Here is a 23,368-nt window from a genome sequence, read left to right on the forward strand (position 1 = left end):
ACATAAAAAAAAAGCCCCGCCTCTCTCGAGACGGGGCTTTCTTCATTCAGCGCTTATCAGGCAGCCGGCTCCAGCTCGGCGTCCGCACTGCTAGTGACAGCGGCAGGCAACACCGCTTGACCGCTCAACGCCACATCCAGCAATTCACGGTTGGCCACCGCGTACATGGCGTAGTCCGTGCCGCTGGCGGCACGGATTTCCACCAGCATGGCGCGCCAGCGTTCGATCATGCCTTCGTTCTGCTCCATCCACAGCTCCAGGCGTGTTTCCACGTCCTGGGTGCCGTCGCCCTGTTGCAGGACCGAGATGGTGATCGCACGTTGTTGCCAGTCGACGTCATCGCGGAACGCTTCACGGGCCAGGGCCTGCCAGTTGTTTTCAACCGGCAGGGCACTGATCTGTTGCAGGTACCAGGTGATGTCCAACGCACTGCCGACAGCGAAGTAGGCCTTGGCCACGTCCGCCGGATCCTGGCCGGTCACGTCGGAAGCCTCGATGATCGGCAGCAGGGTGTACAGGTGCGTGGTGCCTGCCACCATGCGTGCCAGCAACTCCGGCACACCGGCTTCGACGTACGCTTGATAGCGGGCCTGCCAGGTTTCGCGAATCTCACCACTGAGCAGTTCGTCAAGCTTGAGGCCCAACTCCTTCAGGTGCGGACCGAAATGCGCGACGTCACGGGCAGCGTTCTGCTCGTTGCGGCGAGCACGCAGGAACCAGCGCGTAGCGCGACGGCCCAGACGCATCAGCTCATCCATCAGCTCCAGTTGTACGTCGGCCGAAACCTGGTAGTCCAGGGCTTCGATCTGACGGAACCAGTGCGGGAGATGGAAGATGTCACGCACGATCACATAAGCACCCGCCACGTTCGCCGGGCTCATGCCGGTCGACTCTTTGAGCCGTTGAACGAAGGTGATGCCCATGTGGTTCACCAGATCGTTGGCGATCTGGGTGCTGACGATTTCGCGCTTCAGACGGTGACGGCGCATGGCATCGGAGAACTTGCTCACCAGCGTCGGCGGGAAAGCGGTTTCCATGTCGCGGGTCAGGTAGTCGTCGTCCGGCACCAGGGAGTTGAGCAGCGCTTCCTTGAGGTCGATCTTGCTGTAGGAGATCAGCACCGACAGTTCTGCACGGGTCAGGCCGTGGCCCGCCGCAACGCGTTCTGCGAGTTGATCTTCGGTCGGCAGGAACTCGATGGCGCGATCCAGTTTGCCGCGGCCTTCCAGATCGTTCATCAGGCGTTTGTATTCGGCAATCCGCGCGTAGGCACGGCGAGCCGCCAGGGACAGGGCCTGAGTCTGCTTGTAGTTGTTGCCGAGCACCAGGTTGCCGACTTCGTCGGTCATGCTCGCCAGCAACTGGTTACGTTGCTTGTCGGTCATGTCGCCTGCATGCACAACTTCGTTGAGCAGGATCTTGATGTTTACTTCGTGGTCGGAGCAGTCCACGCCACCGGCGTTGTCGATGAAGTCGGTGTTGGAACCGCCGCCATTGATGCCGAATTCGACGCGCCCCAGTTGGGTCATGCCCAGGTTACCGCCCTCACCCACTACTTTGCAGCGCAGTTCGTTACCGTTCACGCGCAGTGCATCGTTGGCCTTGTCGCCGACATCGGCGTGGCTTTCGGTGCTGGCTTTGACGTACGTACCGATACCGCCGTTCCACAACAGGTCCACCGGTGCCTTGAGCAAGGCATTGAGCAGTTCCGTCGGGGTCAGCTTGTCGGCCTTAATGTCGAAGCGCTCTTTCATCTGCTCGGAGATGGCAATGCTCTTCGCGCTACGCGAGAAAATCCCGCCGCCTTCGGACATGATGCTGGTGTCGTAATCCGACCAGGCCGAACGTGGCAGGTCGAACAGGCGCTGACGCTCGGCGAAGCTGCTGGCAGGCTCCGGGTTCGGGTCGATGAAGATGTGCAGGTGGTTGAATGCCGCGACCAGTTGCAGCTTGTCGGACATCAACAAGCCGTTACCGAACACGTCACCGGCCATGTCGCCGACGCCCACCACGGTGATGCTGTCTTCCTGGACATTGATGCCGCGCTCGCGGAAGTGGCGTTGAACGCCAACCCACGCGCCCTTGGCGGTGATGCCCATTTTCTTGTGGTCATAACCGGCCGAGCCGCCGGACGCAAAGGCGTCGCCGAGCCAGAAGCCGTAGTCGATGGCGATGCCGTTGGCGATGTCGGAGAAGGTCGCAGTGCCCTTGTCCGCCGCAACGACCAGGTACGGGTCATCGTCGTCATGACGCACGACATTGGCCGGCGGTACCAGCGCGCCGTCTTTCAGGTTGTCGGTGATATCCAACAGGCCCGAGATGAAGATGCGGTAGCAGGCGATGCCCTCGGCCGCGATCTCGTCACGGCTGCCGCCCAGTGGCAGGCGACGCGGCAGGAAACCGCCCTTGGCGCCCACTGGCACGATGACCGAGTTCTTCACTTGCTGGGCTTTTACCAGGCCCAGGACTTCGGTACGGAAGTCTTCTTCACGGTCGGACCAGCGCAGACCACCACGAGCAACGTTGCCGAAGCGCAGGTGTACGCCTTCGACGCGAGGCGAGTAAACGAAGATTTCGAACTTCGGTACCGGCTTCGGCAGCTCTGGAATCAGGTGCGGGTTGAACTTGAAGCTGAAGTAGGACTTGTTCTGACCGTGGGCATCGGTCTGGTAGAAGTTGGTCCGCAGGGTCGCTTTGATCAGGTCCAGGTAACGACGCAGGATGCGGTCTTCGTTCAACACCTGGACGTCGTCCAGTGCGCTGAGAATCGCGTGTTCCAGGCGTTGCTGCTTGTCTTCCAGGTCGTCGCTGCCGAGCTTGCGCGCCAGGTAGAAACGGGTTTTGAACAACCGGGTCAGCTCACGAGCGATGTCGGTGTGGTTGTTCAGGGTGCTGGCGATATAGCCCAGGTCGAAGCCCAGACGGATCTGCTTCATGTAACGAGCGTAGGCACGCAGCAGCGCGACATCACGCCATGGCAGGCCGGCGGTCAGCACCAGACGGTTGAACGCATCGTTCTCGGCATCGCCACGCACGATGTGGACGAAAGCGTCCTGCAAGGTGTCGTTGAGTTGCTGGATGTCGAGTTCCAGGCCTTCAGCGGCGGTGAACGCGAAATCGTGAATCCAGAATTCGCGGCCGCTGTTGTGACGCAGGCGATACGGGAACTCACCCAGCACGCGCAGGCCGAGGTTTTCCAGGATCGGCAGTACGTCGGACAATGCCAGCGGGGTATCGGCGTGGTACAGCTTGCAATGCAGCTCGCGCTGACCGGATACCTGGCCCAGCGGCTGATAGAAGCTCATCACCAGCGGATTTTTTTCGTTCAGGCTCAGCAGGTGCTGCATGTCGACCACGGCCGAATGCGCCGCGAAACGCTCGCGGTAACCAGCCGGGAAGCCTTTCGGGAAGTCGGCCAGCACGTTGGTGCCCTGGGCTTCGCCGAAGCTCTCGACCACCAGGCTCGCGTAGTCGTCCTGCCAGCTGCGGCAGGCCTGCACCACTTCTTTTTCCAGCAGAACCGGGTCGATGTCCAGACGGTTCTTCGGATCGACGCGCAGAATCAGTTGCACGCGGGCCAGCACGGACTCGGAGAAGAAGGTCCAGAACTCGCAGTCGCTGGCTTTCAGGCGATCCATCAGCACTTGCTGGATCTTCTGGCGCACTTCGGTGGAGTAGATATCGCGCGGCACGTAGGCCAGGCAGTAGCAGAAACGGCCGTACGGGTCTTTGCGCAGGAACACGCGGATCTTGTTGCGTTCCTGGATCTGCACGATCGACATCACGGTAGTGAACAGCTCGTCCACCGGCGTCTGGAACAAGTCATCGCGAGGCAGTACTTCGAGTACCTGGGCCAGTTCCTTGCCCAAGTGAGCCTTGGCCTGGAAGCCCGAACGCTGCTCGATGATCTCGACCTTGCGACGGATGTAAGGAATGACCCGCACGCTTTCGCCGTACACCGACGAGGTGTACAGGCCCATGAAACGGCATTCCTTGATGACCTTGCCATTAGCATCGATCTGGCGGATCGACACGTAATCCGGGTATGCCGGACGATGCACACGGCTTGGGTGTGCCGCCTTGGCGAACGACAGCGGCGTCGATTCGCGCAGGTAATTCACGGCGTAGTCTTCGATGCGCAGATCGTCGACGGTCAGGCCGGCGCGCAGCAGTTTGGTCAGGCCGAGGAAGGAATTCTGGTCATATTCGATGTGACCGCCGTTCTGATCCTCGCCCACCACGAATTCTTCGTAGCCCAGGAAGGTGAAATGGTTGCCCACCAGCCATTCCAGGAAGCTCTTGATTTCGGATTTTTCGTCGGCGTCGATGATGAACTGGCTGTTGTCGATGCCTTCGATCAGTTCCTGGACCTTGGCTTTCATCGGTTCGAAATCGGCGACCGCGACGCGGACTTCACCGAGAACCTGCTCCAGCTCTTTGGTCAGGACATTGAGTTCGGCCGTGTTGGCACAGCGGTCGATTTCCAGGTACATCAGCGATTCTTGCAGAATGCCCTCGCCCTGGGTGCCCTTCGGCAGGATTTCCAGCAGTTCGCCCTTGCTGCCGCGACGCACGCTCAGCACAGTGGTCTGCAGGGTATGAATGCTGTAGCCGCGACGGTTCAGCTCGGTACGCACCGAGTCCACCAGGAACGGCAGATCGTGGTGCAGCACTTCGACCGCGGTGTGGGTCGACTGCCAGCCGTGGCGTTCGTAATCGGGGTTATAGACGCGCACTTGCGGCTGCGCGTGATCGAAGCGCTCAAGCAGGCGCCACGCAGAAAGGGTGCAGCCGGCGAGGTCGGACAGCCGACGCTGGGTCAGCTCGTCGAGGGAAATAATGCCGAAGAATTGTTCGGCGAACAGCGCCACTTGTGGCAGTGCCTGTTCACTGATGTGCTGCGCCAGTGCCGCTTGCAGTTGGTGCTGGAAGTCGGCTTTGCTGGCTGCGGTGAAGAACGCCATCTGTGGTACTCCGCTTGGGCTTGTTATTGATGGAAGCGTCGCGTGCAAACCCCTTTCGGGGCAATCCGTCACCCTGTTCCTGATTCTCGGGCAGAGGAAACAGGATGACAGGTGGATGAAGCTGGACGAGACACTCAGGTCACATTCACCTTCCATTGAATGGGCATCTGCAAAAACGACTGCCGGGCGCGACTATCGAGGCCATCAGCAATGCCTTTACGGGTGCTCATCCGTTGCGCAGCTTAACGACTGCGGCAAGGGCCATGCTTGCAGCGCTGCGACATATTCGGTCAACGGTACGCAGCGCGCGGCAGGCGCCTCGAACAACATTAGCAGTCGAGTAGAAAAACGGGCGCTTTATGCCCGGTTTTACGGCACCTGCGTGCCAGAAGTGACCAGCAATGCAGGGAGTGTTCACGACACATCCTCTGACACTCAGCCGAGCAGAAATTCCCGCGGGCTGGCAGAATCGTCGTTTATTGCGTTCACCACGCTCGCCGAGCCAGGATTTTCCCCATGCAAATGACAACCGACCTCTTGATCGTCAACCCGTGCGACGAAGAAGAAGACAACTTGGCCATGCTCTGCTGCACCAGCGCCGACGGCGAAATGTTCCTGATGAGCCGTTTTCCGGACGAGGATGAGCTGGAGATCATCTTCCATGACAAGCCTTCGGCCCTCAATGGCGTGAAAGTCACGCTCAGCCCTGACCACCTGCTGATCGAAATCGCCGCCGCGGACGCCGATGTGCTGGGTGGCAATGATTCGCTGGAAATCCTGCACAGTACCGATGCTGGCGATCTGACTGAGGTGGAAGAGACCTTGCAGAACATTCTCAAGGGGATTGGTACTTATATCAGCCAGCTCTGATGGTAGACGGGCGGGCCTCATCGCGGGCAAGCCTCGCTCCTTGGTTTTGCGTCGGACACAATATCGCGGCGCCTAGGTACCTGTAGGAGCGAGGCTTGCCCGCGAAGGCGTCCAAAAGAACACCGCAATACCCACCCCCTACAAAATTCCAACAATTTTGCCCATCAATTCCCGCACTTTGCACAAATGCCGTTGGTCGCCGCCCCCCGCGATGGATTAAAGTAACGCCCCCAGCCCTGGCGTTATTCGAACGTCTTCGGTCACCCTTTCCAGGAACAGTCATCGATGGAACATCGTGAAGCGCTGCTCGCGCTGCGAACCTTTCTTTCAACGCAGATTCTCGGCCAGGAAAAACTCATCGAGCGCTTGCTCATCGCCTTGCTCGCCGACGGCCACATGCTGGTCGAGGGCGCTCCAGGGCTGGCCAAGACCAAGGCCATCAAAGAGCTCGCCGAAGGCATCGAAGCACAGTTCCATCGCATCCAGTTCACCCCCGACCTGCTGCCGGCCGACATCACCGGCACGGAAATCTATCGCCCGGAAACCGGCAGCTTCGTGTTCCAGCAAGGCCCGATCTTCCACAACCTGGTGCTGGCGGACGAAATCAACCGTGCCCCGGCCAAGGTCCAGTCGGCCTTGCTCGAAGCCATGGGCGAACGCCAGGTCAGTGTCGGGCGCAGCACGTACGAGCTGTCGCCGCTGTTTCTGGTCATGGCCACGCAAAACCCCATCGAGCAGGAAGGCACCTACCCGCTGCCCGAAGCCCAGCTCGACCGGTTCCTGATGCACGTGAAAATCGGCTTCCCTGACGCCACCGTCGAACGGCGGATTTTGCAACAGGCCCGCGGCGAAGCGTTGCATGGCGAAACCAAGCCCGAACGCCGGGTCAGCCAGCAGGCCATCTTCGCCGCGCGCAAGGAAATCCTCGGTTTGTACATGGCCGACGCCGTGGAGGAATACCTGGTGCAATTGGTCATGGCCACGCGCATCCCGGCCAAATTCGACCCGGAAATGGCCGAATGGATCGCCTACGGTGCCAGTCCGCGCGGTTCTATCGCTTTGGACCGTTGCGCCCGGGCCCATGCCTGGCTGGCCGGTCGCGACTTCGTCAGCCCGGAAGACATTCAGGCAGTGCTGTTCGATGTGTTGCGCCACCGCATCATTCTTTCCTTTGAAGCCGAAGCCGCTGGCATCGACCAGGACCGGGTGGTCCAGCGGATTCTCGACGTCGTAGCTGTCGCTTGACCCCTATGAACGCCCTCCTGCCGCCCGAGCCGGGCATCCGGGTCAGCCTTTCCGAGCTGATCAAGATGCGCCATCGCGTGCGTGAAGTGCAGCTGTTTTCAACGCCGAGCCAGCGCAGCCCGCTGATCGGCCTGCACCACTCCAAACTGCGCGGGCGCGGGGTGGATTTCGATCAGGTGCGGGTTTATCAGGCCGGTGATGACGTGCGAAGCATCGACTGGCGCGTCACCGCCCGGACCCAGGAGCCCCACACCAAGCTGTTCCATGAAGAACGCGAGCGACCGATTTTCATCATGGTCGAACAGAGCTGCCGGCTGTTCTTCGGCTCCGGGATGATGTTCAAATCGGTGCTTGCCGCCCAAGCGGCGAGCCTGATTGGCTGGGCCGCGCTGGGCCATAACGACCGGGTCGGCGGACTGGTGTTCGGCGACAACGAACACTACGAAATCAAGCCGCGACGCAGTAAACAGAGCTTGCTGCAATTGCTCAACCGACTGGTGCGGGTCAATCAGTCGCTGCACACCGAACGCGAGCCGGACCGCGACGCCTTCGGCATTGCCCTGCGCCGCGCCCGGGAAGTATTGCGCCCCGGCAGCCTGGTGATCGTGATCTGCGACGAACGCGCCTTGTCCGACAGTGCCGAACAGCAACTGAGCCTGTTGTCACGCCATTGCGACCTGTTGCTGCTGCCGGTGTCCGACCCGCTGGATCACGCCCTGCCCGCCGCCGGTTTGCTGCGCTTTGCCGAACGCGGTGCGCAATTGGAGCTCGACACATTGAATTTCGACTTGCGCCAGGCCTATCGCGCCCAAGCGGAAGCGCGCATCGCCCGCTGGGAACTGCTGGCGCAGAAGCTGCGGGTGTTGCTGATGCCTTTGAGTACCCAGAGCGAGATGGTCGAGCAACTACGCGAATACCTGAACCCACAACGTCCGGGGAAAGGTCGATGAGCAGCCTCGATCAACTGCAACCGCTGATTTCCCCGCCGCCGATCGGCTTCTGGCCGCCGGCGCCGGGTTGGTGGCTGCTGCTGTTGTTGCTGCCGCTGATCGGTTTCGGCGTATGGCAGTTGCGGCATTTCATTGCGAACAAACGCCCTGTCGTGCGCGCCGAACAACCACTGGACCCGGTGCGTCTCGCCGCCCTGGCCGAACTCGCCCTGATGCCCAAACCCTACGACGGCGCCCCGGCCGGTGCCTGGCTGCAGCAACTCAACGGTTTGCTCAAACGCCTGTGCCGTAACCATTACCCCTATAGCCAGAGCCACACCCTTAACGGGCGCAAATGGCTGGCGTTCCTTGATAACCGCTGCCCGGCCGCCGGCCTCACGCGCTGGATGGTGCTGGTCGAAGGCGCCTACAAACCCGAATGCAAACTCGACGACAAGGCCATCGCCGGCCTGACTCAAGCCGTCGACACCTGGATTCGCAAACATGTTTGAGTTCGCCTGGCCGTGGATCTTCGCACTGCTGCCGCTGCCTTGGCTGATGCGGGTGCTGCTGCCAGTGGCCGACAGTGGCGAACCGGCGCTCAAGGTCAGCTTCCTCAGCGACCTGGAAGGCCTCGCTCGCCGCCGCGCCCGGGCCAATCTGCCGGCCTGGCGTCAGCAAGCACCGTTCATTTTGCTGTGGCTGTTGTTGCTGATCGCCGCGGCGCGTCCGCAATGGCTTGGCGAACCCCTGCCGATTGCCGCCAGCGGCCGCGACCTGCTGGTGGCGGTGGACGTGTCCGGCTCGATGGACTTCCCCGATATGCAGTGGCAGGACGAAGACGTCAGTCGACTGACACTGGTGCAGCATCTGCTCGGTGATTTTCTCGAAAGTCGCGACGGCGATCGGGTCGGCCTGATCCTGTTCGGCAGCCAGGCGTATCTGCAAGCGCCGCTGACCTTTGACCGGCACACCGTGCGCGTCTGGCTCGACGAAGCGCGGATCGGTATTGCCGGCAAGAACACCGCCATCGGCGACGCCATTGGCCTGGCCCTCAAACGCCTGCGTCAACGCCCGGCACAAAGCCGCGTGCTGATTCTGGTCACCGACGGCGCCAACAACGGTGGCGAAATCGATCCGTTGACCGCCGCACGGCTGGCAGCCAACGAAGGGGTGAAAATCTACCCGATCGGTATCGGCGCCGATCCGGAACAAAGCGGTACCCTGGGCTTCCTGGGGCTCAACCCGAGCCTGGACCTCGACGAACCGGCCTTGAAAGCCATCGCCCAAGCCACCGGCGGCCAGTACTTCCGCGCCCACGACGGCCAGGAACTGCAGGCGATCAAGCACACGCTCGACCAACTGGAACCAGTGACCCAGCAACCCACCCAGGCCCGCCCGGCCCAAGCGTTGTATCACTGGCCTTTGGCGATCGCGCTGCTGTTGAGCATGCTGCTGGTTGTCCGCGTGCGCTGGCCGGATAACCCGTTGCAACGGCTGTTTACCAGGGAGCTGTTTACCAGAGAGCGGTTTCTGCAAACGCAACTGCCCGACTGGCGCCAGCGACTCAAACGCCTGCGTCTGCGGAGGCGCCGATGAGTGCGCTCTGGCCGTACTGGTTCCGCCCCTGGTGGCTGCTGTTGTTGCCGTTGCTGGGCTGGTTGCTCTGGCAACTCTGGCATCGGCAGAAACGCGCCGGTCGCTGGCAGATGATTCTGCCGCCAGCCTTCCATGCCGCGTTGCTCAGTGGTGGCAGCGGTCGCGAAAGCAAACTGCCGTGGGTCGCCCTCGGCCTGGCCTGGGTGCTGGGCGTGCTGGCCCTGCTGGGGCCGAGCTGGGAACGCGTCGAACAGAGCAGTCAGAAACCCGCCGACCCGTTGGTGGTGTTGCTGGAACTGACCCCGGAAATGCTCGCCACCGACGTCGCGCCGAACAGGCTTGAGCAGGCACGGCGCAAACTGTTCGATCTGCTGCAAAGCCGCAGCGACGCGCAGACCGCAATCGTCGTCTACGCCGGCAGCGCTCACACGTTGGTACCGCTATCGGATGACCTGTCGACCAGCCGCAACCTGCTGGATGCACTCAAGCCGTCGCTGATGCCCGAAGCGGGTCACCGTGCCGATCTGGCGGTGGCCAAGGCCCTTGCGCTGCTGGATCAGGGCGCCCTCGGCCAGGGGCGGATTCTGTTGATCGGCTCGTCGCTGACGGAACAGGAACGCCAAGGGATTCGTCAGGCGCTGGACGACAAGCCCACGCACTTTCTGATGCTCGGTATCGGCACCGCCGTCGGTGCGCCGGTTGCGCAGGACGACGGTAGTTTCCTCAAGGACGACCAGGGCGCCATTCTGGTGCCACGCCTGGACGGCAGCAGCCTGAAAGCCTTTGCCAACGGTTTGGGTGGACGTTATCGCCAGGCGCGCCTGGACGATGCCGACCTGCGCGGCCTTGGCCTGCTCGACGGTCCACGGGATCTGCGCAACGACGGCCAGACGTTGCGGCTCGACACCTGGGCCGATCAGGGCTACTGGCTGCTGTTGCCGCTGTTATTGCTGGCCGCCTGTGCCGGACGCCGTGGCTGGCTGTTCTGCCTGCCGCTGCTGTTCCTGCTGCCGCAACCGAGCTACGCCTTCGATTTCGAAGATTTGTGGCTGCGTCCCGACCAGCAAGGCCTGCACCTGCTCAATCAAAAACGCCCGGCCGAGGCCGTGGAGCATTTCGAAGATCCGCAGTGGCAAGGTGTGGCGCTCTATGAGGCCGGAGACTACAGTGGCGCCGCCCAGCGGTTCGCCGAAGGCAAGGACGCCCATGCCCACTACAATCGTGGCAACGCCCTGGCCAAAAGCGGTGAGCTGGAAGCCGCACTGGATGCTTACGATCAAGCGCTGGAACGCCAGCCAGATCTGCGCCCGGCCCTGACCAACAAGGCATTGGTGGAAAGCCTGCTCAAGCAGAAAAACGCAGCACCACCCGTCGAGCCGGACAAAACCGCCGAGGACGAAACCGAAACCATCGCGTCAGAACCGCCGCCCGGCAGCGCCACCCAGCCGAGCAATGGCGAACCGAAAACCGACGCCCAGACCAACCCGGACGCCGAGCAGCCGCCCACGACACCGCCGCAACCGGGCGCCAATGAAGTCCCGGGCAGCGAGTTGGGCGACGAACAAAGCACCACGCCACCGCGGCGTCCGGCTAGCGACATGATCGAAGGCGAACAGCGTCAGGCGCTGGAGCAATGGCTGCGCACGATCCCGGATGACCCCGGCGAACTGCTCAGACGCAAATTCTGGTACGAACAGCAACAACATCAGGATCAGGGAAAAATTCGATGACCCGCTTCACCGCTTTCTTGCTCGCACTGCTGCCCACCCTGTTGCTCTGCACGGTTCAGGCCCAGGCGGTTGGTTTGGTCGCGAGTGTCGATCGCAGTCGCCTGAATTCCGGCGAGACGGTCGAACTGACCCTGGAATCCAGCGACGTGACCCAGTTCGGCAAACCTGACCTGACCCCACTCGAACCACTGTTCGAAGTGCGCGGCACCCGCCAGGTCAACCAACTGAACACTCTCAACGGCAACACCCAAGCGACCACCCGCTGGATCATCACCCTGCTGCCCAGGCAAAACGGCAGCGTGGTGATTCCATCGCTGCAACTGGGTGACGTCCAGAGCCAGCCGATTACCGTGCAAGTGATCGAGAGCGAAACCCTGGACCGTAGCAACACACTGGCGCCGGTGTTCATCGAAGCCAGCCTCGACCAGAACAGCGTCTATGTGCAGGCTCAGGCAATCCTGACGCTGCGCATTTACCATTCGGTGTCGCTGTACGACGACAGCAGCCTGACCCCGTTGCAAATTCCCGATGCGCGCATCGAACAACTGGGCGAGTCGCGCACCTACGAGAAAGTCATCAACGGCCTGCGCCATGGCGTGATCGAGATGCGCTACGCGATCTACCCGCAGCTCAGTGGCGTATTGACCATTCCGGCGCAGATGTTCAGTGCCACGCTGGTCGACGCCCAACCGTCCCAGGAAGCAACGCCACAAGGGCCAAAACCGGGCAAGCTGATGCACGTCAGCTCCGCCGAGATTCCGCTGACGGTCAAAGCCAAACCCGATTCTTATCCAGCCGACGTTCCCTGGCTGCCGGCCCGCAGCCTGAGCCTGAGCGAAAGCTGGAGCCCGGAACCTGATCATGCGCAGGTCGGCGACTCGTTGACCCGCAGCCTGACCCTGAACGCCGAAGGCCTCGCCAGTTCGCAACTGCCACCGCTGCCCGCCACCGAGATCAACGGTCTGCGGCGCTACCCGGATCAACCGGTGCTGGGCAACCAGAACAGCGAGCGCGGTTTGATCGGCAGTCGCGAAGACCGTGAAGCCCTGGTGCCGACCCGCACTGGCCCTATTGATTTGCCGAGTGTTGAAGTGGTCTGGTGGAACACCTTCGAGGATCACCTGGAACACAGCAGCCTGCCGGCCCGCACACTGCAAGTGGCGAGCAACCCGAGCCTGATCGTCGATACCCCGGCGGGCAGCCCGCAGGCAATCTCCGGCGCCAGCAACGAAGCCCTGCGGTGGTGGAAACTCAGCAGCTTGATTCTGGCCTGCACCACCCTGCTGGGCTTCGGCCTCTGGTGGCGCGCCCGCTCGCAACCGGCGATCCTGCGTGCAGCGCAGACCGGCCCGAGCCCGCGCACTCTGCTTGATGACCTCAAGCGTGCCTGTCAGGCCAATGACTCCCATGCCACCCGCCAGGCCCTCGACGCTTGGGCCCGGCAACAACCGGAAACCCTGGCCGACATGGCCGCCCGCTTCGTACCGTTGTCCGATGCCCTCGACGGCCTGAACGGCGCGCTCTACAGCGAAACCGGCCAGTACTGGCAAGGCGAAGAGCTGTGGCGGGCGATTCGGGCGATCCCGACGGCTGAGGGAGGGCAAGATCTGGTGGGTGACACCGGGTTGCCGCCGCTGTATCCCAAATAACCCCGGGGCCTTGTGGCGAGGGAGCTTGCTCCCGCTGGGCTGCGAAGCGGCCCAAAAACCACATCACTCGTTTCGTCTGACATAACGCATCAGCCATTTTGCGACTGCTGCGCAGCCGAACGGGAGCAAGCTCCCTCGCCACAGGTCTTTGGTTCGATCAGATCCACCGCGCCATCCAACGTGTTTGCCAGTAAACTCTCCCCTCTTTAGCCGCCATCATTTTCCTCGCGGCCATCACCTTATTTTGTTGCGGAGTACGCCTTGCGTCTGTTCCACACCTCCGACTGGCACCTTGGGCAGAACCTGCACGGCCAGGAGCGCGATTTCGAGCACGCCTGTTTTCTCGACTGGCTGCTGCGTCAGCTGAAGCTGGAGCAGCCCGATGTGCTGCTGATCGCTGGCGATATCTTCGACACGGTCAACCCGCCGGTCAAAGCCCAGGAACGCCTCTACGATTTCATCGTCAGCGCCCACGAGCAGCAGCCGTTGCTGACCATCGTGATGATCGCCGGCAACCACGATTCCGGCTCGCGGATCGAACTGCCCGCGCCGTTGATGCGACGCCTGCGCACTCACGCGCTGGGGCGCGTGCTGTGGCTCGATGACGGGCAACTGGATGCCGAACGCCTGTTGTTGCCGTTGCCTGATGCCAGCGGCGAAATTGCCGCATGGTGCCTGGCGCTGCCGTTCCTGCGCCCCGCTGAAGTGACCGGTGCGCATTTGGGCGACAACTACTTGCGTGGCATCGGCCAGGTTCACGAATGGCTGATCGAAGCCGCGAACGCCAAGCGCACGCCAGGCCAGGCGCTGATCGCCATCAGCCATGCGCACATGGCCGGCGGTTCGGTTTCGGAAGATTCCGAGCGCAGCCTGATCATCGGCAACGCCGAAGCCCTGCCCGCCAGCCTGTTCGGGCCGAGCATCAGTTACGTTGCCCTAGGGCATTTGCACAAGCCGCAGAAGGTCAACGGTGAAGAGCGCATTCGCTACTGCGGCTCGCCGATTCCGCTGTCGTTCTCCGAAATCAATTACCAACATCAGATCCTAGACATTCAGCTCGATGGCGAAACATTGGTCAGCGTCGAACCGCGCCTGATTCCGCGTGCCGTCCACTTGCAACGTCTCGGCCCGATACCGCTGGCGGAGATCCTGCTGCAACTGGCCGACCTGCCCAACATCGACCTGCTCGCCGATATCCAGCGCCAACCGTGGCTGGAAGTGCGGGTCCGTCTCGACGAACCGCAACCGGACCTGCGCCATCAAGTGGAAACTGCGCTGCAAGGCAAAGCCGTACGGCTGGTGCGGATTGCCGCCGAATACGCCGGCAATGGCAGCCGCGACAGCGTCGATGACGGCACAACCTTGATCGAACTGGATCAGCTGACGCCGCAGGAACTGTTCAGCCGCGCCTGGCAGGACAACTACGGCAGCGAGGTCGACGAGCAAACGCTGAAGGACTTCGCCGAGCTGTTGCAAGACGTGCAGATGGAGAGCGAGCAACCATGAAGATCCTCGCGATCCGCCTGAAAAACCTCGCTTCCCTGGCCGGGCCGTTTGAAATCGACTTCACCGCCGAGCCCTTGGCCAGTGCCGGTCTGTTCGCCATTACCGGGCCGACCGGTGCTGGCAAAAGCACGCTGCTCGACGCGCTGTGCCTGGCGTTGTTTGGCGCCGTGCCGCGCCTGAACAACGCTCAAGCGTCTGCCAAAACGCCGGACGCCGATGGTGAAATAAGTACCGGCGACCCGCGCACGCTGTTGCGTCGCGGCACCGGTGACGGTTTTGCCGAAGTGGATTTTGTTGGCATCGATGGCCGCCGTTATCGCGCACGTTGGGAAGCCAATCGCGCACGGGAAAAGGCCGGCGGCAAGTTGCAAGCCAGTCGCCAGAGCCTTCGCGACATCGATCAGGATCAATTGCTCGCCAGTCAGAAACTTGAATTCAAAAGCCGGATTGAGTCCGTACTGGGCCTGAATTTCGAACAATTCACCCGCGCCGTATTGCTGGCCCAGAGCGAATTCAGCGCCTTCCTCAAGGCAGACGACAACGACCGCAGCGAACTGCTGGAAAAACTCACCGACACCGCGCTCTACACTCGCCTGGGTCGCCGCGCTTTCGACAAGACCAAGGAAGCTCGCGAAGCCCACAAGCTGCTACAGGATCAGGCCAACGGGGTCACGCCGCTGTCGCCTGAAGCCCGAGCCGAACTCGACGAGCGCTTCAACGACGCGCAACAACAACTCAAGACCCAACAAGCGCAGCTCAAACAGCTGGAGTTGCAACACACCTGGCTCAAGGACCTGCGCCAGTGGCAGGACGCGCAACAGAGCGCCACCGAGCAATTGCAATCGGCCCAGCAACACTGGGAGAGCCTGGCTGGCGAACGCTTGAAGCTGACTCGCCTGGAGCAACTGGCTCCGCAACGGCATCAGTTCGCACGCAAGACCGAGCTGACCGCCCAGCTCACACCGCTGTCGGCGCAGATTCAGCAGCAGACAAAACAGCAAACCGAGCTCGGCGAGCGACAGATTCAACTCGAACAAAGCCTGAGCACCGCCCAAATGGCGCTAGCCCAAGCACAAAGCCAACACACCTCCAGCGCGCCACTGCTGCGTCAGGCCTTTGAGGAGCAAAGCACCCTCGCCCGCCTGGTCAAGGACGCCAGCCTCAGTGCCGACCTCAAGCAGCAGGCGGAACAGGCCTGCACTCAGGGTCAGGGCACGATTCAAGGCCTGCTCGAGCAACAGAAACAGGTCGCCGAACGGTTGCAGCGGATTGCCGGCGAGCTTGAGCAAAGCTCTCACCTGGCGCCGTTGAGCGATGCCTGGAACGCCTACCGCGATCGCCTGCAGCAACTGATGTTGATCGGCAATCGCCTGAACAAGGGTCAGGCCGAGCTGGCCGCCCTGGAGCAAAGCGCCGCTCGCGCCGCTGAGGAACTGACCACGCAGCGCCAGAGCCTTGAGGTGCTGTACAAGGAAGCTGGCGCTGAACCCGAAGCGGTAGCCGAGCAGATTCAGATCCTCGGCAGCTTGCTGCAGGACAACCGCAAACAACTGCGTGCCGTTGAAGAGCTGACGCGGCTGTGGGCCAGCCAGCAAGAACTGGACAAACGCGGTGCCGAGCTACAGCAAAGGCAACTCGCCGCTCAGCAAGACCGCGATCGTCTGACCCAGGACGGGGTGAAGACCAAGGCTGAACTGAGCGTCGCCGAACAGACCCTGAGCGTCACCCGCGAACTGCTGGAGCGCCAGCGTCTGGCGCGCAGTGCCAGCGTCGAAGAACTGCGCGCGCAGTTGCAGGACGATCAACCCTGCCCGGTTTGTGGCAGCCAGGACCATCCTTATCATCAGCCCGAAGCCTTGCTGCAAAGCCTCGGCCGGCACGATGAAAGCGAACAGGCCAACGCCCAGAAAGCCGTCGACCTGCTCAAGGAAAAACTCACCGACCTGCGCGCCGAGGTCGGAGGCTTGATTGCTCAGCAAAAGGAATTGCTGCAACAACAAGAACAGCTCGCGACTCAGCAACAAAGCCTGGCGCCAAGCCTGGAAGCGCACCCGTTGTCCGCTCAACTGTTGGCCCAGGATGCAAGCAAGCGCGATACCTGGCTGACCCAACAAAGCAGCCAGTTGAACCAGAGCATCAGCCAGGATGAACAGCGGCAAGCTGCCCTGCTCACCCTGCAACAGGATGCCGCGCGCCTGGCGCAGCAACTGCGCAGCGCCGAAGCGGCGAACCAGCAGGCGACACAACACCTGATCAACCAGCAGCGTGAGTTGAGCAGCGATCGCCACCGCCTGAACGAGGAACTGAGCGCGTTCAGCACCCTGCTCCCGGCCGACACACTTGAAGCCTTGCGCAACGAACCGGCCGCGACGTTCATGCAACTTGACCGGCAGATCGCCCAGCGCCTGCAACAACTCGACCAGCAGCGCGATGAACTCGGCGAACAGCAACAACGTCAGCAGACGCTGGATAAAGAACAGTACCAACAGCAGACCCGCGCCCAGCAGCTGGACGCCGCGCAGCAGCAGTTCACGGCACTGGCCGGGCAGCAACAGGCTTGCCAGCAGAAACTGACGCAACTGTTGGGCGAACACGCCAGCGCCGAACAGTGGCAGCAACAACTGGATCAAGCTGTCGAGCAGGCGCGCAACGCCGAGGCGACGGCCAATCAGCAACTGCAAAGCGTGCGTACGGGGTTGGTGCAACTGGCCGCCGAACTCAAGGCGCAACAGGACCGTGCGCAAGCCCTGGAAATCGAAGACCGCGAGCTGAGCGCCAAGATCGCCAACTGGCGCGCGCAGCATCCGGAGCTGGACGACGGTGGGCTGGAGGCGCTGTTGAGTGTCGACGACCAGCAGGTCAGCGAACTGCGTCAGCGATTGCAACAGAGCGAAAAAGCCATCGAGCAAGCCAAGGTGCGGTTGCAGGAGCGCGATCAACGCTTGCTCGATCATCAGGCGCAGCACAACGGCCAGCTCGACGCCGAACAACTGGCCACGGCGCTTACCGATCTGCAAAAGCTGTTCGCCGCCAGCGAACACCGCTGCGCTGAATTGCGCGCCGAACAGGCCGAGGATCAGCGCCGACAGAATGCCAATCAGGCGCTGGCGCAGCAGATTGCCGACGCCTACGCCGAGTACCAGCGCTGGGCACGTTTGAATGCATTGATCGGTTCCGCCACCGGCGACACCTTCCGCAAAATCGCCCAGGCTTACAACCTCGACCTGCTGGTGCATCACGCCAACGTCCAGTTGCGGCAACTGGTGCGACGCTATCGCCTGAAACGTGGCGGCAGCATGCTTGGGTTATTGGTGATGGATACCGAGATGGGCGATGAACTGCGCTCGGTGCATTCGCTGTCCGGCGGCGAGACGTTCCTGGTGTCGCTGGCCCTGGCCCTCGGTTTGGCGTCGATGGCTTCGAGTACGCTGAAAATCGAATCGCTGTTCATCGACGAAGGCTTCGGCAGCCTCGATCCGGAATCCCTGCAACTGGCCATGGACGCCCTCGACGGCCTGCAAGCGCAGGGGCGCAAGGTGGCGGTAATTTCCCACGTGCAGGAAATGCATGAACGGATTCCGGTGCAGATCCAGGTCCGCCGCCAAGGCAACGGCCTGAGTACGCTGGAGGTGAAATGATCACCCTGTATTCGTTCCGCCGCTGCCCCTACGCCATGCGCGCACGCATGGCCCTGCGCTATTCGGGCGTTGCGGTGAATATCGTCGAGGTCAGCCTCAAGGCCAAACCCGCCGAAATGCTCGCACTGTCGAGCAAAGGCACGGTGCCGGTGCTGAGTGTGGACGGCCGGGTGATCGATGAAAGCCTGGACATCATGCGCTGGGCACTGGCGCAGAACGATCCGCAGGACTGGTTGTTCAAGGATGATCCACAAGCACAGCGACACAGCGCCGCGCTGATCGAAGACAACGATCAAGTGTTCAAGGCGCACCTGAATCGCTACAAATACGCCGAGCGTTACCCCGAGCAGCCGATGGCGTTCTACCGCTCGGAGGGCGAGGTGTTTTTGCGCAAGCTGGATGAATTACTGAAGGGGGGCGACTACTTACTAGGCGAGCATCCGAGCCTGGCGGACGTCGCCGTGATGCCGTTCGTGCGGCAATTCGCCCACGTGGATCGCGAGTGGTTCGGGCAGACGCCTTATGTGCGTTTGCAGGCCTGGTTACAGCGGTTTCTGGAGTCAGAGCTGTTTACTGGTGTGATGCAGAAATAGCACCGCACACTTGTGGCGAGGGAGCTTGCTCCCGCTGGGCTGCGCAGCAGCCCCAAACCAGTCACCTCATTGTTTCAGACAGCCTTCATCAGCCGATTTACGACTGCTGCGCAGCCGAGCGGGAGCAAGCTCCCTCGCCACAATAGGCCGGGGGATTCAGGTTAATACCGAGCACATCCCCAATGCCGAGCAATCTACCTGGAACGGCCCGAAGAATTCGCCATTGGGTTTGATTGGCGGATTGCCCACCAACAGCTCCAGAGCCTTGGCGGTCTGAATGTTGTGGGCGATGTTGTGGTTGCATTCAATGGCCCGTGCCACCGACCCTGCCGAGCCCTGGCCGATCCCAAGCAAAGAAGCGCCATTGGTCATGAACGCCAGGAAGGCGATGACCCAGAGTTTGCGTCCTTTCATGCCCCCACCACTCCCGCCACGTCGGCGTGATCGACCATTACGCTTTGAGCGCGGTGTTCGAATTGAATGGCGGGATAAGCGACCTGAATCGGTGCTTGAAGGCTTTGTTGCGATTGAGCCGAAAGGCTGACGACCAACACCATGGCCACGTAAAGACCAATGGCCAGGTAGGCGCCGTGTTTGGCAGAAGTGAGGATTGCGCTGGCCATGGTGTTCTCCGTGGGCATGTTTCAGTGCCCACAGAATCGATCAAAAAACAGAAGATAACTAGCGGCCTTTATGCATAGTAGCTATCAGTTTTATTGATCTTGAACCCAGCGTGTTTCAGTCCTCGATAAAGCTCATCAAGCGCTCACGGGCCGCGTCCGGCTCGTTGGGAACGGGCTGGGCAGCCGACAGAATCGGGGTGGAATAGAGAAACAGGAGAACCACTGCCAAACGCATCGCCATGCTGTCGATCCTTTTAGGGAAGGAGTCAAAAAATCAGCGTCAAATTTAAACTCATGGCTATGTGATATCAAGCAATACATTGATGGCAATATGATGCTGTCGTAAACGCGTTATGCAGGAGCGACATCACTTCGAGGCTTTTCGACGCTTTACAGGTCGATCGGCAAGTGACTTCGCTCCTGCATAAAAGGTGCAGGCTTCAGATTTCAGTGTTGGTTTTTGTGATCCAGCGCGGCGTAGAAGTTGGCGCTCTGTTGCAGGTATTTCTGGGTGTAGCTTTGGGTGTGGGATTTTTTGTCGCTGATTTCAACGTTGGCGCTGGCTGGCAGTGCAACGGTGGCTGAGATAGCGGAAGCGGCGATGACGGAGAAGAGATTGAAGTTCATAGCGGTATTCCTCGATTCAGTTGGCTTGCTTGCCCGGTTGGGCCGTGAAGCAAACTTAACTCCCGAAGGTCGACGCCTTGAAATGCTTTGTAGCATTAGCCGATATCAGTCTCATTAATAGAAGGTTGCAGGCCCCATCAACCGGGGCCTGCGGTCTATTGACGCAGCAGGAACTTGAGATCGCTGGGGGCGTCCATCGGCAGTTTCTGCACGGTTTTACCCAACAGCCCGGTCTTGGCGTCGCGCTCGACGACGACAATCTGGTTGCTCTTCTGGTTGGCAATCAACACGAACTTGCCACTCGGGTCGAGGCTGAACTCACGCGGGTGATCACCGTCCACCGAGCGGCGCTGAAGCTCCTTGAGGTGCCCGGTCGCCGGGTCGATGGCGAATACCAGTAACTGATTGGTGGTGCCACGGTTGCTGACGTACAGGAACTTGCCATCGGCCGAGGCGTGAAGCGCAGCCGCAGCCTTGCCCGATGTCGGCAGACCCGCCGCCAGATCAACCAACTGCGTTTGCTCAAGCTTGCCGTCGCGGTAATCGAACACCGCGACCTGCGCGCTCATTTCCATGGTCAGCCAGGCGCGCTTGCCATCGGCGCTGAACAGCAAGTGCCGCGGCCCGCTGCCGGGGGGCAACTGGACAGAGGCCGGTTTGGCGGCGGTCAACGGCCGTTCCGGATTGGCCTTGGGGTCGAAGCGATAGACGAAGATCTTGTCCGCCCCCAGGTCGTTGGAAAACACGTACTGGCCATCCGGCGATGAAACCACCGAATGCACGTGCGCCGACATCTGCCGCTCGGGATTGACCCGGCTGGACGGATGACTGCTCATCTGCACCACAGGCTTGAGCGTGCCATCGGTGCCCACCGGCAACACCGCCAGGGTGCCACCCGGGTCTTCAGCCACCGAGTAGTTGCTGACAAACACGTGACTGGCATCGCCGCTGACGCTCGAGTGCGTCGGTTCGTTGCCCAGGGTTTGCACCTGGTTGATCAGGCTCAACTCATGGGTCTTGGGATCAATCGCATAACTGCTGACACGCCCGACCGGATCGGCCTGCCCCGGGCCGTTTTCGTTGACCACGAACAGGTGTTGTTGATCCTTGGACACGGTCAGCCAGGACGGGTTGGCGCTCTTCACCACTTGCAGGGGTTTGGCGTCGATCTGCCCGGTGCGGCTGTCGAAGCTCAGACGATAAATCCCTTGGCTCTGGCCGGCGGTGTAAGAGCCCACCAGCAATTCGTAACTGTCGACCGGGGCTGCTTGCACGCCCATCGCGCCGACGCTGCCGGCCATCAACAGTGGCCAGAAGTTACGCATCCTCATTCGTTTCGTCCTCATCGTCACCACCGCCGAACGCTTCCATAGGCACCAGCCGGTGCTCGCCGGAATCACCGGTAATGATCCAGCTCTTCAAGTCGGGGTCGAACGTCGCCGCCGCGATCTGGGCCATGCTGAACTCCCAGCGCTTGAGCACCCGGCCGTCCATGCATTCGATGTGCAGGTTATCGTCTTCATCGAGAGAGAAGTCGAACGCGTGCAGCCCGTCGATCTCCAGCATGTCGCAGACTTCGAGGGCATTTAGCAAGGTGTTGGATACGGCAGTCATGGCAGTCAATCTTTGAATGGGAAAGGCGCAATGATAGCTCAAAGTGAAAGCGAACCTGTGGCGAGGGGGCTTGCCCCCGTTTGAGTGCGTAGCACTCACAAATTCTTTGGTGCATCAGAGGTTTTGGGGCTGCTTCGCAGCCCAACGGGGGCAAGCCCCCTCGCCACAAGCCCGCTCCCACAGGGACTGCGTACAACCGTTAGAGTGCTTCGCGCGATGGCTTGCCATCGACCAGGCGTTGAATGCGCAATGGATTGCCATTCTTCAGCGCTTCCGGCAGCAAGCTGTCGGGGTAGTTCTGGAAACACACCGGGCGCAGGAAACGGTCGATGGCCAGGGTGCCCACCGAGGTACCGCGCGCATCGGATGTCGCCGGATACGGTCCGCCATGAACCATCGAGTCACAGACTTCCACGCCGGTCGGATAGCCGTTGAGCAGGATCCGCCCGACCTTCTGTTCCAGCAATGCCGTCAGCTCACCGAACTGTTCGAAATCTGCCAACTCGCCAATGATGGTCGCCGTCAGTTGCCCGTGCAGGCCGTTCAGCGCGGCATTGAGTTGCGCCTGATCCGCCACTTCGACGAACACCGTGGTCGGCCCGAATACTTCCTCTTGCAGCACTTCATCGCCATCGAGCAACAGGCTCACATCCGCCTTGAACAGTTGCGGTTGCGCCTGATTGCCTTGTTGCGGGTTGCCGGCCAAGTGCTCGATTTTCGGATGTGCGAGGAGCTTCTGCAGGCCTTTGCCGTAACTGCTCAACGTGCCGGCATTGAGCATGGTTTGCGCCGGTTGATCGCCAATCAATCCTGCCACTTGCTGCACGAACGCACTGAACTGCGGCGAACGAAGACCGATCACCAACCCCGGATTGGTACAGAACTGCCCACAACCCTGCACCACCGACGCCGTGAGGTCACGAGCGATACTTTCAGCGCGGGTTTCCAGCGCTTGCGGCAACACGATCACCGGGTTGATGCTCGACATCTCGGCGAACACCGGAATCGGCTGCGCCCTTGCCGCGGCCATGTCGCACAGCGCTCGCCCGCCCTTCAGTGAACCGGTGAAACCGACCGCCTGAATCGCCGGGTGCTTGACCAGCGCTTCGCCCACCCCGCCGCCGTAGATCATGTTGAACACACCGGCCGGCATGGCGGTTTTCTCGGCGGCGCGGATCACGGCGTCGGCTACCCACTCGGCGGTTGCCATGTGGCCACTGTGGGCCTTGAACACCACCGGGCAACCGGCGGCCAATGCCGAAACCGTGTCGCCGCCAGCCGTGGAAAAGGCCAGCGGAAAGTTACTCGCGCCAAACACGGCGACCGGCCCTAGGCCGATGCGGTACTGACGCAGATCCGGACGCGGCAATGGCGTACGTTCAGGCAGCGCTCGATCAATCCGCGCGCCATAGAAATCACCACGCCGCAGCACTTTGGCGAACAGACGCATCTGGCCGCTGGTGCGACCACGCTCGCCTTGAATCCGCGCCATGGGCAACGCGGTTTCGCGGCAGACCACGGCCACGAACTCATCGCCCAGGGCGTCCAGTTCATCGGCAATCGCATCGAGAAATTGTGCGCGGCGTTCGGCGCTCAGGCTGCGATAGGCCGGGTAAGCAGCGGCGGCAGCCTTCGCGGCGGCATCGACCTCTTCAGGGGTAGCCTGATAGAAATCATGAGGCAAGGCCTCACCGCTGCTCGCATCGACGCTCTGCAGTTTCACCGCGCCAGCAGCGCTACGCTGACCACCAATGTAGTTGTGACCAAGAATCCGAGTCATG

The 23,368-nt window shown here is 61.4% G+C and carries 19 protein-coding genes; 11 read left to right on the plus strand and 8 right to left on the minus strand.

The genetic code is table 11. The features are described from left to right. Positions 1-56: 56 nt before the first annotated feature. Positions 57-4,964, minus strand: a complete 4,908-nt coding sequence (locus ACZ9BB_RS11290) for an NAD-glutamate dehydrogenase (RefSeq protein ID WP_476213851.1) — start codon at positions 4,962-4,964, stop codon at positions 57-59. Here ACZ9BB_RS11290 and ACZ9BB_RS11295 point away from each other — a divergent pair. The 11 genes from ACZ9BB_RS11295 to ACZ9BB_RS11345 all read left to right on the plus strand — a co-directional run bounded on the left by ACZ9BB_RS11295 (position 4,939) and on the right by ACZ9BB_RS11345 (position 18,723). Then, entirely contained in the window at positions 4,939-5,490 is a 552-nt protein-coding gene (locus ACZ9BB_RS11295; protein ID WP_476213852.1) for a hypothetical protein, read from the plus strand. The genes ACZ9BB_RS11290 and ACZ9BB_RS11295 overlap by 26 nt on opposite strands. After that, entirely contained in the window at positions 5,481-5,834 is a 354-nt protein-coding gene (locus ACZ9BB_RS11300) for a hypothetical protein (RefSeq protein WP_476213853.1), read from the plus strand. The genes ACZ9BB_RS11295 and ACZ9BB_RS11300 overlap by 10 nt, the downstream gene beginning before the upstream one ends. A 285-nt stretch (positions 5,835-6,119) precedes the next feature. Further along, positions 6,120-7,079, plus strand: coding sequence for an AAA family ATPase (locus ACZ9BB_RS11305; protein WP_007941298.1), 960 nt, complete (start codon positions 6,120-6,122; stop codon positions 7,077-7,079). Positions 7,080-7,084: 5 nt separating this feature from the next. Further along, a complete protein-coding gene (locus ACZ9BB_RS11310) occupies positions 7,085-8,029 on the plus strand; it encodes a DUF58 domain-containing protein (RefSeq protein ID WP_476213854.1) in 945 nt (314 codons plus the stop codon). Beyond that, positions 8,026-8,520, plus strand: coding sequence for a DUF4381 domain-containing protein (locus ACZ9BB_RS11315; protein ID WP_476213855.1), 495 nt, complete (start codon positions 8,026-8,028; stop codon positions 8,518-8,520). Before ACZ9BB_RS11310 ends, ACZ9BB_RS11315 begins: the two co-directional genes overlap by 4 nt. After that, positions 8,513-9,607: a vWA domain-containing protein gene (locus ACZ9BB_RS11320; RefSeq protein ID WP_476213856.1), complete on the plus strand. Its 1,095-nt coding sequence runs from the start codon at positions 8,513-8,515 to the stop codon at positions 9,605-9,607. The genes ACZ9BB_RS11315 and ACZ9BB_RS11320 overlap by 8 nt, the downstream gene beginning before the upstream one ends. Next, positions 9,604-11,337: a tetratricopeptide repeat protein gene (locus ACZ9BB_RS11325; protein ID WP_476213857.1), complete on the plus strand. Its 1,734-nt coding sequence runs from the start codon at positions 9,604-9,606 to the stop codon at positions 11,335-11,337. Before ACZ9BB_RS11320 ends, ACZ9BB_RS11325 begins: the two co-directional genes overlap by 4 nt. After that, on the plus strand, positions 11,334-12,986 hold the full coding sequence (locus ACZ9BB_RS11330; protein ID WP_476213858.1) for a BatD family protein: 1,653 nt from the start codon (positions 11,334-11,336) through the stop codon (positions 12,984-12,986). Before ACZ9BB_RS11325 ends, ACZ9BB_RS11330 begins: the two co-directional genes overlap by 4 nt. A 261-nt stretch (positions 12,987-13,247) precedes the next feature. Beyond that, positions 13,248-14,492 carry an exonuclease SbcCD subunit D C-terminal domain-containing protein gene (locus ACZ9BB_RS11335; protein ID WP_476213859.1) on the plus strand — a complete coding sequence of 415 codons (1,245 nt, stop codon included), beginning with the start codon at positions 13,248-13,250 and terminating at the stop codon, positions 14,490-14,492. Beyond that, positions 14,489-18,130: an AAA family ATPase gene (locus ACZ9BB_RS11340; protein WP_476213860.1), complete on the plus strand. Its 3,642-nt coding sequence runs from the start codon at positions 14,489-14,491 to the stop codon at positions 18,128-18,130. The genes ACZ9BB_RS11335 and ACZ9BB_RS11340 overlap by 4 nt, the downstream gene beginning before the upstream one ends. Beyond that, positions 18,127-18,723 carry a glutathione S-transferase gene (locus ACZ9BB_RS11345; protein ID WP_476213861.1) on the plus strand — a complete coding sequence of 199 codons (597 nt, stop codon included), beginning with the start codon at positions 18,127-18,129 and terminating at the stop codon, positions 18,721-18,723. The genes ACZ9BB_RS11340 and ACZ9BB_RS11345 overlap by 4 nt, the downstream gene beginning before the upstream one ends. 156 nt (positions 18,724-18,879) lie before the next feature. On the opposite strand, the gene ACZ9BB_RS11350 is transcribed toward ACZ9BB_RS11345, so the two are convergent. From ACZ9BB_RS11350 to ACZ9BB_RS11380, 7 genes are all read right to left on the minus strand, one after another. Further along, positions 18,880-19,137 carry a hypothetical protein gene (locus tag ACZ9BB_RS11350; RefSeq protein WP_476213862.1) on the minus strand — a complete coding sequence of 86 codons (258 nt, stop codon included), beginning with the start codon at positions 19,135-19,137 and terminating at the stop codon, positions 18,880-18,882. After that, positions 19,134-19,346, minus strand: a complete 213-nt coding sequence (locus ACZ9BB_RS11355; RefSeq protein ID WP_476213863.1) for a hypothetical protein — start codon at positions 19,344-19,346, stop codon at positions 19,134-19,136. Before ACZ9BB_RS11355 ends, ACZ9BB_RS11350 begins: the two co-directional genes overlap by 4 nt. A 115-nt stretch (positions 19,347-19,461) precedes the next feature. Next, complete coding sequence (locus tag ACZ9BB_RS11360; RefSeq protein WP_007901166.1) at positions 19,462-19,587, minus strand: hypothetical protein; 126 nt, start codon at positions 19,585-19,587, stop codon at positions 19,462-19,464. Positions 19,588-19,793: 206 nt separating this feature from the next. After that, positions 19,794-19,973 carry a hypothetical protein gene (locus tag ACZ9BB_RS11365; RefSeq protein WP_018926171.1) on the minus strand — a complete coding sequence of 60 codons (180 nt, stop codon included), beginning with the start codon at positions 19,971-19,973 and terminating at the stop codon, positions 19,794-19,796. Between the two features lie 155 nt (positions 19,974-20,128). Next, complete coding sequence (locus tag ACZ9BB_RS11370; RefSeq protein WP_476218273.1) at positions 20,129-21,298, minus strand: lactonase family protein; 1,170 nt, start codon at positions 21,296-21,298, stop codon at positions 20,129-20,131. After that, a complete protein-coding gene (locus ACZ9BB_RS11375) occupies positions 21,291-21,587 on the minus strand; it encodes a DUF5629 family protein (protein ID WP_476213864.1) in 297 nt (98 codons plus the stop codon). The genes ACZ9BB_RS11370 and ACZ9BB_RS11375 overlap by 8 nt, the downstream gene beginning before the upstream one ends. A 199-nt stretch (positions 21,588-21,786) precedes the next feature. Further along, positions 21,787-23,367: an aldehyde dehydrogenase (NADP(+)) gene (locus ACZ9BB_RS11380; protein ID WP_476213865.1), complete on the minus strand. Its 1,581-nt coding sequence runs from the start codon at positions 23,365-23,367 to the stop codon at positions 21,787-21,789. Position 23,368 lies beyond the last annotated feature (1 nt).

The organism is Pseudomonas sp. TE3552, assembly GCF_056278945.1.